The sequence below is a fragment of the Arthrobacter sp. 92 genome, from assembly GCF_050260325.1.
GTDB lineage: Bacteria > Actinomycetota > Actinomycetes > Actinomycetales > Micrococcaceae > Arthrobacter.
This window is the reverse complement of record NZ_CP189863.1, coordinates 786832-802447: the sequence shown is the minus strand read 5'-3', so window position 1 is coordinate 802447 and position 15616 is coordinate 786832. Positions and strand designations below refer to the sequence as shown.

Sequence of the window (15616 nt, the reverse complement as noted above, 5' to 3'; positions counted from 1 at the left end):
GAAGAGGATGGCCTCAGACGAAATCCTCCGGAATGGGCTGGACTTCGGGAACGTCCGCGTCACGGGGAATGAACTGCACGGTCCAGGTGTTTCCGTCCGGATCCGCGAAGTAAATGAAATGTCCCCAGGGCTGTACGTCGATCTCGCTGACGTCCACCCCATTGGCCTTGAGCTGATCGCGGGCCGCGTGGATGTCGCTCACCACCAACTGCAGGCCCTTCTGGGAGCCGGGTGGCATCTCGGTGATGCCTGTCCCCAGCACCAGCGAACAGGCTGATCCCGGCGGCGTCAGCTGTACGAAACGGAGGTTCTCGTTGACCTGGTGGTCGTGGTCCGCGTGGAAGCCCACCTTGTTTACGTAAAAATCCTTCGCCCGGTCCACATCCGTGACCGGCAGGGGCACCAGCTCAAGTTTCCAGTCCATGCGGCACACAGTAGCCGGGAGGCCGCCGATGCGGAAGGGCCCGCCGCCTGCGGCGGGCCCGCGCGGCGATGCGGGGTTCCTTAACCGGCGATGCCGTAGAGGCGGTCTCCGGCGTCGCCGAGTCCCGGCACGATGTAGGACTTTTCGTTGAGCTTTTCGTCGATGGAGGCCAGAACAATGGTCACGTTGGCGTCGGAGAGCTCCTCCTCCAGCTTGGCCAGCCCTTCAGGCGCGGCAAGGAGGCAGATGCAGGTGACGTCGGATGCGCCGCGCTTGAAGAGGAACTTGATGGCCTCGCGCAGGGTGCCGCCGGTGGCAAGCATGGGGTCCAGGACGAAGATCTGGCGGTCGGTGAGGTTCTCGGGCAGGCGCTCCGCGTAGGTGATGATGTCCAGCGTCTCCTCATCCCGTGCCATTCCCAGGAACCCGACTTCAGCGGTGGGCACCAGCTTGGTCATGCCTTCCAGCATGCCAAGCCCCGCGCGGAGGATGGGAACCACCAGCGGGGTGGGCTTGGTGAACGCGGTGCCGATGGTGGTGCTGACCGGGGTTTCGATAGTGACCGGCTCGGTGCGGACATCGCGGGTGGCCTCATAGGCGAGGAGCGTCACGAGCTCCTCGGTGAGCTGGCGGAAAACCGGGGAGGGAGTGTTCTTGTCCCGCAGAACGGTGAGCTTGTGGGCGACCAGCGGGTGGTCCACTACGAGTGTGCGCATGGGTCAAAACTATCACCCGGACTGGGAGCGCCCTCCCGAGGATTCAGCGGCCCCGGCGTTGTCCGGACCGTGCCCATGATCCAGGATGGGATGGTCGAAGGTAGGTGCGGGACCGGCATGCTTGCGGTGCCGCATCACGTGGAAAAGCCTGTGGGCAAGGATCACGATGCCCAGCCACGCCAGGCCCAGCAGCCACGCGGCGATGACGTCGGTCATCCAGTGGTGACCCAGGAAAACCCTGCTCAGGCCCATGGCCACGATGAACACCGCGCCTGCGGTGATCAAGCCAACACGGGCGATGGTCCTCCGCAGCTCCAGGCATGTCAGGTAGACCACCACACCGATCACAACCGTGGTGTTCAGCGTGTGGCCGCTGGGAAACGACGGCGAGGTCTCATACGGGGGAACCGCATCGGCGTGGTCAGGGCGCGTCCGTCCGAACAGCTTCTTGCCCACCGACGTGGCCGTGATGGAAACTGCTGCCGCTCCGCCCACAAGGATGATGGGCCGCCAGGTCCGGCTGTGGATGGTCAGCCAAGCTGTCAGGATGCTGGCAAGAATCGGCATGCCGATCCCGCCACCGATGTTGGTGAAACCGGTGACAAAGGAGTTAAGGGCCGGAGTCCGCCACCCCTCCACGAGCGCCAGCGCGGGTTTGTCCAGATTAGCCAGGCCGGCATCATCCACCACGTTGTCATAGACTTCTGCCCCCATAAGGGCTAGGGCCACTACGATCACCCCGCCCACGAGCAACGTGATCCAGAGGGCAGCGTAAGGAACCACCCACCGCCCCCAACGGTCAGTCAAGGATTTCATTGTTGCCTCCCGGTTTCCTGCTTACCACGGCTGCCTCCGCTTCGAAACTATCATTGAGCCATGACGTCCCCGGAGCCCCGCCACGCAGAATGGATGGGCCTGGCCCTTACGGAGGCACGGCGAGCCCTGGCCACCGAGGACGTGCCAATCGGCGCCGTCGTTATTGGTCCCGACGGTCAAGTGCTGGGTGCCGGCCGGAACGAACGTGAGGCCCTCGGGGACCCCACAGCGCATGCCGAAATGGTGGCGATCCGCGAAGCCGCCGCCCGGCTGCAGTCCTTGCGGTTGCAGCATGGCGAGCGCAACGACGGCTGGCGGCTGGAGGACTGCACCCTGGTGGTGACCCTCGAGCCGTGCGCCATGTGCGCCGGGGCGGTGGTGCTGGCCCGGATCCCACGGGTGGTCTTCGGCGCATGGGATGAAAAAGCGGGCGCCGCTGGCTCTGTGTTCGACATCCTCCGGGAGCGGCGGCTCAACCACTGGGTGGAGGTCTATGCCGGGGTCCGCGAACAGGAGTGCGCCACGCTACTGAGGGATTTCTTCGCCAGCCACCGCCGGCCGTAGCGGGCGTGCTAGGACAAGGTGTATTAGGACAACTCTGCCGCGTTCAGCGCCTCGATCCGCTCCTGCCGGGACGCGGGCGAGTCGAGGCTGAAGGAGCGGAAGTCACCCAGGTCCTCCCGGATCCAGGCTTCCACCTCGGCGATCCGCTGCTTCACAGCCTGCGTGGGAGCACGGAACAGCCAGCGGGCGATCCTCTCCTTGACCGGATCGTACTGCCACAACCCAATGATCCTTCCCCGGTCCGTGATGATGTGGTCTGTCAGATCGCCCTGCAGCCCCAGGGCGGAACCCAGCACCTTTTTCCCCAGGTCCTCCCCGGCCAGCAGGTCCTGGGGATTGCGGCGCAGCAGCACCAGCGAATCCGTACTCGCCAGCAGCTGGATTTGTTCCTCGGCCGGCACCTCAAAAGACTCGAGGCGTTCGACGTCGTCGGGCAGCATCCACAGCACCTCGCCACTGGCGGTGGTGACCTCAACGGCTCCGACGGCGGCCAGCGCGGCCCTGCTTTGGGCCACGGTGAAGCCGGTGAACCACTGGGACTGCTTAAGCGTCGCTCCGCCGGTCCAGCCCAAATAGCGGTCGACCAAGCGGGCGCGGACTTCGTCGTCGTCCAGGGGGCTGGGCGGCAGGCCCCAGAGCTCGTAGGCGTAGCGTTGTTGGTCCAGACGGCCGTTGGCCGGGATCCGGCGGATCCGGCCGTCCGACTGCAGGAGCCCCAGCGCGGTGGGCAGTGTGGTGCTGACGCCCTTCTTCCTGCCCTCTTCGCCGAGGTTGCGGACAGAATCGCCCAGCTCGTCCTTGAGCTGCCGCGGGTCCAGCGGGCCGGGTGCCTCAGCCAGAATGTGCTGCACCTGTTCCTCCAGCAGCGCGATTTCACTGCGTTCCACACCCAGCCTGCCGAGGATTTTGAACCCGGATTCGGCAGCGTCCCGGCCCAGCTGGAGCGCCCAGTCGAAGTCCTCGCGGCCCAGGACGTAGGTGCAGCCGCGGGCCGCGGGGAGTTCCAGGATCTTCAGTGCCAGCACGTCGGCATCCACCTCGGTCCGGCGGATTCCAGCCCGGGCGAAAAGTGTGAGGTAGGGATTGGCGCCCCCTACGGACCGCGCCCAGCCGGCACGCGCCAAGACCTCCTCCGCGGTGAGCCCGGCAGCGGTGCCGTCCAGTCCCTGCCGGTGCCATGCCCACGCCCGGAGCACCTCTGCGGTTAGGGTTGCTGCCGGCGGTGCGCCGGTGGTGGTGGACTCGGTTGTCATGGGGTCATTGTCCATCAGCTGAACGGCGAGCGGAATCAATTCCGATGATTTCCATAACGGACCGGGCGGTGGTGTCCCAGCCGGAGAGGTGACCCCTTGCGTCAAGGGCCGCCGTCCGCCAGCGCTCACGGCGCTCGGGTTCGGTCAGCCAGCGACGCAGTTCCCCGGCCAATGGGCCCGGATCACTGTCGAGCGCCACGGCCCTTCCCGGGAGCATGCGTCTGCCGGCACCTCCGGCACCGTCCTCATCGCCCAGGTCAGTGAGGGTTTCGCCGGCCGCCAGTGCCTCAACGGCGCCCGTGCCGGCACGGACCACCACTGGTATGGCGCGGGCGAGAGACTCGGTCACCACCATCCCATAGGTCTCGGCCTGCGAAATGAGCAGGCTCAGGTTGGCCTGGCGCCATTGCGCCTCAAGCGCGCTGCCGCTCAGCTCGCCCGGGACGCTTACCCTCCGGCCCAGGCCGAGGCGTTCAACGAGCGACCGGACCTGTGCTGCGTATCCGGGATCCGCGGAGTCCGAGCCCACCAAGGCCGCCGTCCAGGGCAGGTCCGTAATCCGGGCGAGGGCCCGCAGCAGCAGGAGCTGGTTCTTGTTCGGCAGCAGGGCGGCGATGGCCACCAAATGGGGCGGGTCCGACCCCTCGGCCGCCGGGGCCGGGTCCGTACCGGGGAGTGCCACACGGACAGCGTCCATGGAGATTCGATCCATGGCGTGGCGCGTCCGCAGCTGCGCCGCGGCCGACCTACTGGTGCAGATCACGCCGGCGGCGGCCGCGAGGGCGCGCCCTTCGAGGCCCTCGTGGCCAACCAGCGGCATGTGGACCAGAAGCCAGACCGGGCACCCGGCGGCAGCAGCCGCTTCGAGCTCGTCCGGGGCGCCACAGCCCAGGAGCCCGTCCACAATCGTCACGGCGGCGCCAGGAGTAGGGGGTTCCCCGGCACCTGAACCGGCGTCATCGAGCAGCACGCGGGCCAGCCGCCGTCGTTCGTCCGCGGTGCCCACCGGCCAGTCCCCGTCCACAGCGCGGACTTCCACGTCCGCCCCCGATCCTTTGAGCCCGCGGACCAGCGCGGCGTTGTAGACGTTCCCGCCGGAGTTGTGGCGCACGTTGCCGGGGACGATCAGCCGGATGGCCGGGCCGGGCATGCCTGACCGCTACTGGGATTCGAGGTCGAGTGAGTATCCGGCCCAGGCGTCCGGGTTTTCGTGCAGGGTGACGTCCAGCGCCGCCAGCTCGCGGCCGTCTTCCCCGTCGCGGATCTTCGCGGCGACGGCCTCGGCGATGTACTGGGCCAGGGCTTCGGTGGTGCTCAGCTTTCCGGCGAAATCGGGGTGCTCGTCCAGGTTCTTGTAATTCAGCCCGGCCAGGACGTCCTCAATGACGGTCCCGGCCTCGCCGATGTCCAGGACAATCGCGTTGTGGTTGAGCGCCCGACGCCGAAAGGTCACCTCCGCCACGAACGTGGCCCCATGCAGCCCCTGCGCGGGCCCGAAGACCTCCCGGGGAAGGCTGTGGGCGATCATGAAATGGCGGCGGACGGTCAGGCTGAACAATGGTTACCTCTTGTCTCGGGGTTGTTCCGGGTTGGGACGGCCGTGCTGGCTATGTGTTGTTTTGCGGGTATTCGATCACGTGGCAAAGGGCGTCGAGCCGTCCGTCCGCAAGCTGCTGGACGACGTCGGGAAGTTCGGCAAAGGGCGACGTTCCGGTCAGGAACGTATCAAAGACGGGATCCCGAAGAAGGGAGACTGCAAGCTCAAGCCGGTCCGCGCTGGTCCGGCGATGGCGCCGCGCGCGTGCCACCGCGCCCACCTGGCTGGCGCGGATGGAGAGCCGGCGGGCGTGAAAGTCCTCCCCCAGGGGAATGGTGACCTTGCGGTCGGCGTACCAGGACATCTCGATAATGTCCCCTTCATCTCCCACCAGCTGAAGGCTCCGCTCAAGGCCCTCCTGCGAGGCCGAACAGTGGATCACGATGTCGCAGTCCTTCGCGGCGTCGTCGGGATGGCTGAATTCAACGCCGAGCGCTTCGGCGAAAGCGCGCTTCGCCGGATCGACGTCGATCAGCTGCAGGCGCTGCAGCGGAAAGGTCCGCAGGAGTGTGGCCACCATGCCTCCCACCATCCCGGCACCGATGACAGCCACCCGGTCCCCGAGCCTGGGGCCAGCCTCCCAGAGCGCGTTGACGGCCGTCTCCACTGTGCCGGTGAGGACGGCGCGCGCTGCCGGGACATCCCCCGGGACCAGGGTGAGCGAGTCCACGGGCACAATGTAGCGGTCCTGATGGGGGTAGAGGCAGAAAACGGTGCGGCCCTTCCACTCCGCCGGGCCGTCCTCCACTACGCCCACCGAGAGGTAGCCGAACTTCACCGGTGACGGGAAGGACCCCTCCTGATGGGGGGCCGCCATCCGCTCGGCGACGCATTCGGGAACCCGGGCCTTATGGACCACCATTTCGGTGCCCTTGCTGATGCCCGAGAAAAGGGTGCGGACCAGCGCCTCACCGGGTCCCGGCACGGCCAGGTCCACGCTGCGTAATTCGCCCTTTTCCTGGCCAACGGTCCAATATGCGGTCGCTTGGGGATGCTGCTGAAAATTGGTCATCTTGCTGACGAATCTAGTCTCCGCGGAGCCAAGAGGGAAAGACCGGACGCCGGGGCGCGCCGCTGCCCGATGCCCCGGGGGCGGTGTTGGATGCCATCCATGGAGGGTTCGCCGCGCCTTTGGGCTGCCGAGGTTGTCTCTGTCTTGGATGCCGTCCGGATGCCGTTTTGGGGAAGGGCGCCTTGCTCCGGTACCCTATACAGGTTGGTGACGTGTCCGAGCGGCCGAAGGTGCAACACTCGAAATGTTGTTTGGTGTCAAAGCCAACGTGGGTTCAAATCCCACCGTCACCGCCAATGAGAAAGGCCCTGCTTCCCTTGCAAACAAAGGGAAGCAGGGCCTTTTACTTTGCCCCGAAAGGTGCTGCGGTAACGCAGCAGTGACAAATTTCCCGCGGCGCTCTGTGTTCAGCTACGCCGGGGCAACGCGTGGTCTGCGAACCACACGCATCAGGCCGGCCGGATCGCCGTGGCGAAGAAGTTCTGCTGGATGCTGTCATCCCCAGCCGGTGGCATGGAATACAGCGAAAGAATGCCAACAAACCTCGCCGCGCATAACCCCGGCCACACACCGTATTGCGTCAGCAGCTCCGCCGGACCAACGCTCTCTTCTCATTGGTTGCCTCAGCAGCCGCCCATCACCGCTGCCCGGACACAGCGCAAGCTTGAGGACACCGCAATGTCGAGGAGGATGACCGGCTTTATCAGCCCGCGCGCCTGGGACGCCGATCAGGACGCCGGTCAGGGAGATTGCCGGGAAGAGACCCCGGAACACGGCGATGAGGCAACCCACCGCGTGGGAGCTCGCGCCAAGCCCGATCCCGCGGCGTCTTCCCGGATGAGGCATCTTGATCGGCACGGTGGTTGTTTTGAATTGCGGGCTTGCCCACTATGGAATTGTGGGAAGGAAGGGCAGGGAGCACCGGCGTGTGGTTGTCCTGTGCCTGCTGATCGCTTTTGGCGGAACGGCGGGGTGTGCCTATGAATACTCAGAACCCATTCGCACGCCATCAGTGGCAACCGAGCCCGTGAACACGCCAGCCTTTGACCCGACTCCGGTGACGGCATCCCCGCAGGCATACATTGACCCCCTGATCCTGGAGCGCGAGGTTAGAAACTACGCTGAGCTGGACCGGCTCCTTAAGGCAGTGCCGGGGCCTGCCCTCCTTTTCGAAGAGGGGCCACTGGATGGTCCCGTCAGGGGCTTTGGCACGATGGCGGAGGTGCCGGCAGCCGGGCAGTACACCGTCACTGCAGCCTGTGTTGGTGCAACAGGTGCGAAGGTCTCTGTTGGACAGGAGCACCCCGGTGCCCCATTCCAGCCAGTGGAACTCGCCCTAAATTGTGCTGGAGCCACTTCCCAGGACATCACGCTTGAGCAGGGATACATTTTCGCGCATCTAGTGCTGCCCGGCCCGGGCGATACGCCGTGGACAGGGGCAGTGGGCGGAGTACGTGTTACCGAATGAGCACAACCGCGGTCGAGAGCACTCACCGGCTGGCCGCTTGGCGCGTCGTCCTCCCGGAAGACGACGACAAGCGATCAAGGAACGCCGCCAAAGAGAGCCAAAACTCCACAACTCCTGTGGTGGCCCGTGGGAGCCATCCGTTCCCCTGTATTTCGGGGGCGTCTGGAGAGACACGTGCCAATGCCCGGTGTCACCGTTGTGCCGGGCATTGGCACCGCTACCGCCGAGAGCAGTCTCCAAGGAAAGCGACCTCTCACAAATACTTTAGGCCGGATGTCCGGTCCGGTCTCGAGTGTCAGCTACCTGTCTTCCTGCGTGGCTTCCCCACGTAACAGGAGGTTTGTTAGCACCCTTGCGGGCGAAGTGGACAGGACTGTCCGCCGTGAAGCGCCGCGCCCTGATCCCCGCAGAGGGCTACTACGAATGGCAGAAAACCGAAGACAGAAAGGAAGACAGAAAGAAGGTCCCAAACTACCTACACTCCGGGTAGGACGACGTGCTCGCGTTCGCCGGCCTTTACGGGTTCTGGCCAGACCCGTCGCTGCCCGAAGATGATCACCGCCGCTGGCTCCCCAGCTGCACAGTCCTCCCATCGACAGCCCACGACGCCCTCTGCCATGTCCACGACCGTTCGCCGGTCATCATCCCGCCGGTCATGTACGCTAACTGGCTGGACCCCGCAACGATCGACAAGGCCCTGCCGTGGCGACCCGTCGGCTGACCGATCCTTGGTGGACAGGGCGGACCTGCGGGCCTACGGTGTGCAGGTGAGTGAGATTCCAAAAAACGGCCCCCCGGATCCCGACGAGGGCCCTGAGGGAAACGAAGTTCCCGCCGATGCCTTCTCCCCTGTTGTTGACCCGGATCTGGTGCCCGACGCCACGCCGGAGGAGAAAAGGGCACGCAAGGATCCTGAAGAAACAGGCAGCTAAGACGGCCGCACGCCTTCCCTGCAACGCCCCGCCAGCCCAGGGCGCAGGGAGGGCGGGGCCGTGCTCGGCTCCCATCCCGATTCTGAGGTTTTTCATGTTCTGCTCCATTGCCAGTTGTTGGTGCATCCGGAACTGCGGCTGGCCTCCGATCCGGGACAACACTCCCCACGGCAAGCTGGATCTGGCAGGCCATGCTGACGACGCTAAACCCCGGGCCACGGAACCTAACAGCGTGACGGCTACTCGAAAGGGACCCGCGAAAACCGGGTAGCGCCCGCCCCAACACCCGGAGTTACTGCACGGGCCCACTCAGAGGTGTCAAGGACGTTCCGGGCGGCAGTTTGGGCAAGCTGCCGCCCGGAACAGGACCTGTCCTATCTACCCACACCTGAGACCAAGCTGCGGACGCCCGGACGTCTCCGACCGTGCGCGAGGCCAGTATTAACCCCCACGCGGGTCTGAGCGACTCAAGCGCAGGGCTCTTGGCTGCCCCGGAAATGGGTAAATGGAGGCGCCGGAACAACCGTAAGCCCCACCGCGGCACTCAACAATGGCGTTAACGCACCGCGGTCGTCCAAGTCACGCCGTCGTCAGCTCTGAAGGTGGGTCAAGGGCGCTTGCCGGGCATATTGCTGCGTCCGTGTAGTGGCAAGGCTCAGGCGCGGTCGATCAGCCCCTGTTCGCCAGAGCGACGGGCGCAGTTGGCGCAGCAGTAGATGCTTCCCTCGCTTTCAACCCCGTGCCCGAGGATGCGGCAGCCGCAGTGCCTACAGGCGGGAGCCATGGCATGGACCGCGCATTCAAAGCTGTCGAAGGTGCCTGTCTTTCCTTCCCTGGTGACTGTGAAAGTCTTGTCGTAGTCGTTGCCGCAGGTATCGCAGGTTGCCATGAAAATCTCCCATAAGTTAGCCAGGCCCGGCAGTTGAAACTTCCTGCCGCCCCTTCGGGACGGGGATCGTCTCCTGTCGGTGACGTGCACGAATTTTTCCCTCATCTGTCGATAAGTTTGCAGGTGCTGGGTTCCCACTGTTTCTCCCTCTAATAAAGGAAGCCCTGCCTGTTTTTTCTCGAATTTCTTAGACCAGTCCTTCCAGCTGATCTGTTCCAGGTTTCCTGGTGTGTCCCGCCGGGGAGTCGATCCGGAGCGGGGGTTCTGGGAAGAAACTCCGAGACGTGTGGACTCGGGGCTGAGCTACTCCTGGTTGAGGCCAACACCGTTATGAAGGGACGGCGACGACTGGGGGGCGCGCCTCGGTCTCAGAAGGCGCATCGCCGCCGGCCCCGTTCAGACGGTCGCGCTGGCACGGACCGAAACCTGGAGAAATTAACGCCAATGCCCAATATGCATCACTTGCTCCGGGCATTGGCACAGATACCGTCGAGAGTCGTCCCCAAGGAGACAAGCTTTCACAAAGAACCGTATGCCGAAGACCCGTTTGTGGCTTGAGTGTCAGCTACCCGTTTTCCGGCACGAGGGCCTCGAAGTCCCCGTTGGCAGGGTGGCCGGAAGATCCGGCAAGGCCGCACGCCCGATCCCCGGCGGTCCATTGGTTGGCTGCCGAAGGCCCTCCCGCCCAGTGGCTACGGCAAAGGTTGTCACTGGCACGTTGGTATGCAACGGGATGGCCACCGCGGTGGAGCGTCATCCACCGGGGCTGACGACGGTTCAGTTGTCACATGAGCCAGAACGCCGACAACAGCGCATGTGTCCCCCGGACGGGTTCTTACTCGAAATGCACGGCGTTCCACTCCAGGATTCGCGGGTCCGCGAGCCCTTCGGTGGTGAAAGGATCGCCGGCAATGAAGCGCTCGGCATCCTCGCGCGAGGTGAAGATCCCCATCGATCCGGCGCCCGGATCCGGAGTCTGGAACGGGCCAAGAGCGACAAGGCCGCCGCCGGCGGCGCGGAACGCCTCGTAATATTCTTTGTGGCGGGGGTACGTCTGGAGAACACGGGAGCGGTCAACACCCTCGCGCAGGCTGTACAACACGACGAAGTCCATACGGCCGATCCTACCGACCATCGGTGGAAGAGTTCACCAACGCGTACCGTCCCAGGAGGCTCATCCCGGGACCAATCTGAGGACGGGCGCGTTCCGCGCGGGCCGTCCTAGTGCGCCTGGCGGGCATGGCACCACCGGTTGCGCGAGGCTGACATCGCCGGCACGCCCGGCAAGCGGTCCCCCACCGCGGCCTGGCGCCCTTTCCCGCGGCGAAATTAGCTGCTCAGGTTGACGGTGAGCGCCGGGTGCTCTCGCTGTTGCTCGACATCCGATTGCTCGCGCAAGGGCTACCGGGCAGGCATCGCGGAAGAGGCGGCGAGCCCGCGGAGCTTGAGTCCAGAGGCGATCAAAAGCAAACCCACGACGACGGCAAACGTCGCCAGGAGCGCCACCACGCTCAGGAATCCGGCGCCGGGATTAACGAGGACAAACAGCCCAAACAACGTGGTGACAAACCCCGTCACCAACCAGATCCACCACGCCCTGATCGTTGTTCTGGCATCCATGGCCAAGATGATCTGCGAAATCCCCAGGAGCAGGGCCCATGCCCCAATGAGGAAGGCCAGCGCAGCCGCGGTGATGCCCGGCCACGCAACGGCCACCAGGCCAGCCGCTACGGAGATGATGCCGCCAATCATGCTCCAACGGGAGTGACGCGAAGGGTCATAGAAGTAATGCGCCACATCGCTGAGTCCATCGGCGATGGCGTACACACCGAACACATAGACGAGGCCAAATACAGTGGCGACCGGCAACGAAGCGACCACGAAGCCTAAAAGAATGGCCAACGCTCCCCGGAACAGGAGCGCCGTTCCGGAATGTTGAAACAATTTACGTCCCGCGGTGTTGGACATAGCGCCAGTTTAGTGGAACGCGAACCAGTACAACATAAGAACGGCGTGATGATTTGGATTGCAAGTCCTCGCGGTTCTGGCCGCAGTGTCAGGGCCGCCAGTTTCAGTGCACTGCGGCGTTAGTGCTCGGTGCCTGCCGCAGCAGCCTTCTTGGCGCTCTTCTCGGCGTCCTTCTCGGCGCGCAGAGCCTCTGTTTCGTGCTGTTCCTCGGCTTTTTCCTGGTGGATAACCGCTGCAAAGAGCTTCTCCATCTCCTTGGCCACGCCGGCGGCTGAGGCCGGGTTCTGGCCGGTCACCAGCCGGTCGTCAACCACGACCTTCTCCTCAAAGACATCAGCGAAGACATGGGTGGCGCCCTGTTCTTCAAGTCGGTCTGCCAAAAAGAACGGGATGACCTTGTCCTTCCCTGCGGCAACCTCCTCGTCGTTGGTGAAGGCGGCCACCTTCCGGCCCTCGACGAGGCGAAGCCCGTTCTCCAATTCCACGTTCAGCAGGCCGGCCGGTCCGTGGCAGACCGCCCCCACCAAGCCGCCGGCGTTGTAGACGCTGGCCACCAGATTCTGCAAGCCCTCGCTGTCCGGGAAGTCCCACATGGTGCCGTGGCCGCCCACGAGGAAGACGGCGTCGTACTGGTCGGGATCAACGACGTCGACGCGGGCGGTGTTGTAGAGACCGGCGCGCGTGGTCTCGTCCTCCGTGAAGGCGACCTGGATGGGGTCTGCTGTATCCACCTCGTCGCGCGGGGGCTGGCCGCCCTGGATGGACGCAAAGTCGACGAAATGCCCGGAATCCTTGAAGACCTTCCACGGATGTGCAGCTTCGGCCACGTTGTAGCCGGTCTTCTCTCCGGTATCGCCGATCTCGGAAACGCTGGTCAGTACCATGAGGATTTTCTTCATGAAGTGTTCCTTTCGTCTAACTTCCACCCTACGCCCAGCCAAATTCGGGCCCTCCCTTCCCCGCTGGGGCTGCTCGCGGCCGGGCTCTCCAACCGGGCCATCGCAACAGATCTTTATTTCCGAGGCCACCGTAATGACCCGTCTCGTGCACATCTACGGCAAACTCGGTGTGGACAACCGCACGGCAGCCACCAGGGTTACGATTCCTCGGGCCGCTCGCAGGCGGACATCGACGGCGCCCGTTGCCATGGCGAGGGGCCGCGGGCTCTTCACGAAAGAGTCAACCCGCATCAGGCCAAGCTCGCATGCGACGCCGGCGGCCGGCCGATGTCGCCACCCGCGAAGAACGCGGCCATTGGAAATGGTGACCTCATCATGGAAGGCGAACAATTCCGCAATGCGTCAGGACGGGCGTCGTTCTCGCAAATACCGGCCCCCGCATTCCTTTCTTTACAAGGAATGCGGGGGCTCTTTACAAGGAACGCGGGGTCTTTGCTTTGAGCGGACAGCGTGTGGCTGCTGGGGAGCGTCAGTGCTTGGAAGTGGGATGCCAGACGACGTTTTCCTTGTCCACAGCCGTTTCCGGCAACGCTGACCCGTGCACAGTCTCGGCGCTGTGCGCGAATCCGGACAAGCGGTATTCACCGCCCGGGTGAACCTCCGGAAAGTCGATCTCGTCCGCTTGAACTGATTCCTTGTCCTTCGGACCACCCACGTACGTGAATAATTTGCTCATGCCCTCACGGTAGACCAGCGGGTCCTCTTCTGAACAGAAATTTGGACAGCTGGCCTAAGGCGCATCGGGCTTCTGGTCGCCCTTGTGGCCCCGCAAGTTGTCCTGGACCTTCCCGAACAGGTCCTTGATGGTGGACTCGGTGTTCGTCAGGATGTCCGGCTGGACATAAACGTCCTGGGCCGCGGGCAGGCTATAGCTCGATTGCAGTCCGCCGGAGCCTTCCACCCCTTCAAGGGCGATGGTCACGCCTCCTTCCTTGCGGGCGATCGCTCCAATGCGCCCGAACACCACGGTGAACTCGTCCGGCTGGAAGCTGACGGTCTGTCCGATGTGCACGCGGTTGAGGTCGGCTGCCGCGACGGCCTTTTCATTGCCAGTCCCTGAGTAGTCCACGATGTTCTCCCTGAATCGGATGGCCAGATACGCGAGCAGTCTATTGCCGCCTTCCGTGGACGGAAACCCACCCTGGGCTCCTGCACAACCAGCGGGAGCACAGCTGGTCATTCCTCCATTGAACGCGTCGTTCCCTTGGCGGTTAGATGGATCACGTCGGCGCCGACCACCGGTCGCCGTCGGGATTCAAGGAACAGGCGACAAGGAACACCGTGACTTCGCAGAAGCAAAATGCCAGTAGCCCCCCGGGTTGGGACGACGTCCAAGTCGGCGACGCCGTCCAGCTCAGCCGGAACGGCCGGATTGAATATACGGGCAAAGTGGACGACCGCACCGCCGCGGGAGACATTGTGTGGGTCAAAACCAATCTGGGACGCCGCCGCCTCTTTCACGTCGCCGACGGATTCCACCTCTCGTGGAGCGTCAGGTGAAGACACGGACAGCCTTCGACTCCACGGCGATTTCACGGCGGCCCGGCCCCGCTGACGACCGTCCCGGGGCGCGGCTCAAGCCAGAGCGTGACAGTGGCGCCGACGCCTGCCCTGACGACTGCCATTACTGCTCGGGACCGGAGACGGACTAGCGATACCGGCCCGGACTCCGAAATTACAATCCGGGCATCAATCCAGCGCCACCGTCGTGGCTTCGTTGACTAAGGCATTCGCGGGCGTAATGGTTGAGCCATGAGGTCTCACCGAATCAAACATGGACTGGTCATGACGGCGGCAGTTGCTGGGGCAACGCTGCTGCTCACCGCATGCGGAGCCAGTCAGCCGCAATCCCAGGGAACACCGACGGGCTCAACGCCCTCCGCCAGCAGCCAGTCCAGCACCCCGACGCCGTCTGCCACACCAACGGCCAGCCAGCCACCGTCATCGGCGTCCTCGCCTTCATCTCCGGCTGCCGGGCCGGCGCTGTGCAAGGCCGCCAACCTCACCGCCTCCTCGGATTCCACCGGGGGCGGGGCTGCCGGTAGCGTGTACGCGAAGCTTTTGCTCACCAATTCAGGCTCCGAACCGTGCATCCTGAGGGGCTTTGCGGGAGTGTCCCTGACCACGGATGCCAACGGTGCCCCGATCGGGGCGCCGGCGAAACGTGACGAGTCCACCCCCATCACCGACGTGCTCCTGGCGCCGGGCCAGGCGGGAAGCGCCGTTCTGCGGTACACCCAGGCCGGCAACTACCCCGACTGCAACAAGACGCCGGCCGCGGGCTACCGCATCTACCCGCCGGAGGACACGGCCTCGCTTTTCCTCCCCGAGCCGCGGGACGCGTGCAGCAATGCCAATATCGAGCTGCTCACCATCGGGGCATTCCAGGCAAAGTAGGGGTCAGTTGGTCGGCTCGGGTGTCGCCGATTCCCGCACCTGAGCCGGCGCATCCCGCGAAAACGCCACTCCGAGGGCGATCAGGCCCATGCCCAGGGTCAGGTGGAGCCAGTTGTCGGCAATGTTCAGCGGGACGATGTTCACGGGCGAATCCTGCGCCAGGATCAAGCCCGCGACCCACAACATCAGGCACGCAACGCCCGCACCGATGAGGAAATTGCGTGCCGGCAACGGTCGGCGCGCCATCGTCAGCCCTGCGATGCCGAACAGCAGGTGGACGAGGTTATGCAGTACCGAAACCTGGAAGACACCAAAGAGCATGGCCTGCGATTCGTTGCCGGCGAAGTCCAGGGACTGGTATTCCGTTGTGATGCCGGGAATGAAACCCAGGACCCCCACCAGCGCGAAGGCAGCGCCCGCAACAAGGGATGCCCTCTGGACGTTCTTGCGCACACCCGCACGGACGCCGGAGTGGTAAGTCGTTTTCATGATGCCGCTCCTGTTCCCCCGCCATGTGGATCATGACTTACTAAGTCTACTTACCACCTTCGCATTGTCCCAGTGGCTCGTTGCTGACCGGGCAGTCAAAACAGTCGGTGCCGTAAGGCATGATGGAGGAAT

Annotated in this window: 20 protein-coding genes, 1 tRNA gene and 2 pseudogenes; 8 read left to right on the top strand and 15 right to left on the bottom strand. The window is 64.4% G+C overall.

From position 1 onward, the window contains the following. Window positions 1-13: 13 nt before the first annotated feature. From ACP4XC_RS03765 to ACP4XC_RS03755, 3 genes are all read right to left on the bottom strand, one after another. Window positions 14-424: a glyoxalase superfamily protein gene (locus tag ACP4XC_RS03765; protein ID WP_427173547.1), complete on the bottom strand. Its 411-nt coding sequence runs from the start codon at window positions 422-424 to the stop codon at window positions 14-16. Window positions 425-504: 80 nt separating this feature from the next. After that, on the bottom strand, window positions 505-1140 hold the full coding sequence (gene upp / locus ACP4XC_RS03760) for a uracil phosphoribosyltransferase (protein WP_011690514.1): 636 nt from the start codon (window positions 1138-1140) through the stop codon (window positions 505-507). A gap of 12 nt (window positions 1141-1152) precedes the next feature. Further along, window positions 1153-1956, bottom strand: coding sequence for a phosphatase PAP2 family protein (locus ACP4XC_RS03755; RefSeq protein WP_427173546.1), 804 nt, complete (start codon window positions 1954-1956; stop codon window positions 1153-1155). A gap of 60 nt (window positions 1957-2016) precedes the next feature. On the opposite strand from ACP4XC_RS03755, the gene tadA reads away from it, so the two are divergent. Then, window positions 2017-2520, top strand: a complete 504-nt coding sequence (gene tadA, locus ACP4XC_RS03750) for a tRNA adenosine(34) deaminase TadA (protein WP_427173545.1) — start codon at window positions 2017-2019, stop codon at window positions 2518-2520. Window positions 2521-2543: 23 nt separating this feature from the next. Here tadA and ACP4XC_RS03745 read toward each other — a convergent pair whose 3' ends face one another. From ACP4XC_RS03745 to ACP4XC_RS03730, 4 genes are read right to left on the bottom strand one after another with little or no spacing between them, the layout of a single operon-like run. Beyond that, on the bottom strand, window positions 2544-3773 hold the full coding sequence (locus ACP4XC_RS03745) for a DNA glycosylase AlkZ-like family protein (protein WP_427173544.1): 1230 nt from the start codon (window positions 3771-3773) through the stop codon (window positions 2544-2546). A 4-nt stretch (window positions 3774-3777) separates the two neighbouring features. Continuing rightward, window positions 3778-4923, bottom strand: a complete 1146-nt coding sequence (locus tag ACP4XC_RS03740) for a glycosyltransferase (RefSeq protein ID WP_427173543.1) — start codon at window positions 4921-4923, stop codon at window positions 3778-3780. Window positions 4924-4932: 9 nt separating this feature from the next. Then, complete coding sequence (locus tag ACP4XC_RS03735; protein ID WP_427173542.1) at window positions 4933-5331, bottom strand: 6-pyruvoyl trahydropterin synthase family protein; 399 nt, start codon at window positions 5329-5331, stop codon at window positions 4933-4935. Between the two features lie 49 nt (window positions 5332-5380). Then, complete coding sequence (locus ACP4XC_RS03730; protein WP_427173541.1) at window positions 5381-6382, bottom strand: zinc-dependent alcohol dehydrogenase; 1002 nt, start codon at window positions 6380-6382, stop codon at window positions 5381-5383. Window positions 6383-6588: 206 nt separating this feature from the next. Here ACP4XC_RS03730 and ACP4XC_RS03725 point away from each other — a divergent pair. From ACP4XC_RS03725 to ACP4XC_RS03710, 4 genes and pseudogenes are all read left to right on the top strand, one after another. After that, window positions 6589-6678: transfer RNA gene (locus ACP4XC_RS03725), tRNA-Ser, on the top strand. A gap of 716 nt (window positions 6679-7394) precedes the next feature. Beyond that, window positions 7395-7850, top strand: a complete 456-nt coding sequence (locus ACP4XC_RS03720) for a hypothetical protein (protein ID WP_427173540.1) — start codon at window positions 7395-7397, stop codon at window positions 7848-7850. A gap of 292 nt (window positions 7851-8142) precedes the next feature. Next, window positions 8143-8571, top strand: a pseudogene (locus ACP4XC_RS03715) (SOS response-associated peptidase family protein). 46 nt (window positions 8572-8617) lie between these two features. Next, window positions 8618-8782 (top strand): hypothetical protein, encoded by a 165-nt coding sequence (locus ACP4XC_RS03710; RefSeq protein ID WP_427173539.1) that lies wholly within the window; start codon window positions 8618-8620, stop codon window positions 8780-8782. Window positions 8783-9437: 655 nt separating this feature from the next. Here the strand turns inward: ACP4XC_RS03710 and ACP4XC_RS03705 are convergent. The 4 genes from ACP4XC_RS03705 to ACP4XC_RS03690 form a co-directional block, all read right to left on the bottom strand. Beyond that, entirely contained in the window at window positions 9438-9671 is a 234-nt protein-coding gene (locus ACP4XC_RS03705) for a hypothetical protein (protein ID WP_427173538.1), read from the bottom strand. 835 nt (window positions 9672-10506) lie between these two features. Further along, a complete protein-coding gene (locus tag ACP4XC_RS03700) occupies window positions 10507-10785 on the bottom strand; it encodes a YciI family protein (protein WP_427173537.1) in 279 nt (92 codons plus the stop codon). A gap of 287 nt (window positions 10786-11072) precedes the next feature. Further along, the gene (locus ACP4XC_RS03695; RefSeq protein WP_427173536.1) at window positions 11073-11639 is read right to left on the bottom strand and encodes an HdeD family acid-resistance protein; all 567 of its coding nucleotides are present in this window, start codon (window positions 11637-11639) and stop codon (window positions 11073-11075) included. Window positions 11640-11758: 119 nt separating this feature from the next. Further along, the gene (locus ACP4XC_RS03690) at window positions 11759-12538 is read right to left on the bottom strand and encodes a type 1 glutamine amidotransferase domain-containing protein (RefSeq protein WP_427173535.1); all 780 of its coding nucleotides are present in this window, start codon (window positions 12536-12538) and stop codon (window positions 11759-11761) included. Window positions 12539-12601: 63 nt separating this feature from the next. Here ACP4XC_RS03690 and ACP4XC_RS03685 point away from each other — a divergent pair. Next, window positions 12602-12764, top strand: a pseudogene (locus ACP4XC_RS03685) (response regulator transcription factor); the annotation flags it as partial. 303 nt (window positions 12765-13067) lie between these two features. Here the strand turns inward: ACP4XC_RS03685 and ACP4XC_RS03680 are convergent. Further along, on the bottom strand, window positions 13068-13274 hold the full coding sequence (locus ACP4XC_RS03680; protein ID WP_427175203.1) for a hypothetical protein: 207 nt from the start codon (window positions 13272-13274) through the stop codon (window positions 13068-13070). 54 nt (window positions 13275-13328) lie between these two features. Continuing rightward, window positions 13329-13667, bottom strand: a complete 339-nt coding sequence (locus ACP4XC_RS03675) for a hypothetical protein (RefSeq protein WP_427173534.1) — start codon at window positions 13665-13667, stop codon at window positions 13329-13331. A gap of 212 nt (window positions 13668-13879) precedes the next feature. Here ACP4XC_RS03675 and ACP4XC_RS03670 point away from each other — a divergent pair, with 212 nt between their 5' ends. Beyond that, a complete protein-coding gene (locus ACP4XC_RS03670; protein ID WP_427173533.1) occupies window positions 13880-14098 on the top strand; it encodes a hypothetical protein in 219 nt (72 codons plus the stop codon). A gap of 338 nt (window positions 14099-14436) precedes the next feature. Here the strand turns inward: ACP4XC_RS03670 and ACP4XC_RS03665 are convergent, their stop codons facing one another. Then, a complete protein-coding gene (locus ACP4XC_RS03665) occupies window positions 14437-14667 on the bottom strand; it encodes a hypothetical protein (protein ID WP_427173532.1) in 231 nt (76 codons plus the stop codon). On the opposite strand from ACP4XC_RS03665, the gene ACP4XC_RS03660 reads away from it, so the two are divergent. Next, window positions 14645-14995: a DUF4232 domain-containing protein gene (locus ACP4XC_RS03660; protein ID WP_427173531.1), complete on the top strand. Its 351-nt coding sequence runs from the start codon at window positions 14645-14647 to the stop codon at window positions 14993-14995. The genes ACP4XC_RS03665 and ACP4XC_RS03660 overlap by 23 nt on opposite strands. 3 nt (window positions 14996-14998) lie before the next feature. On the opposite strand, the gene ACP4XC_RS03655 is transcribed toward ACP4XC_RS03660, so the two are convergent. Beyond that, on the bottom strand, window positions 14999-15484 hold the full coding sequence (locus tag ACP4XC_RS03655; protein ID WP_427173530.1) for a DUF4383 domain-containing protein: 486 nt from the start codon (window positions 15482-15484) through the stop codon (window positions 14999-15001). Window positions 15485-15616: the final 132 nt, after the last annotated feature.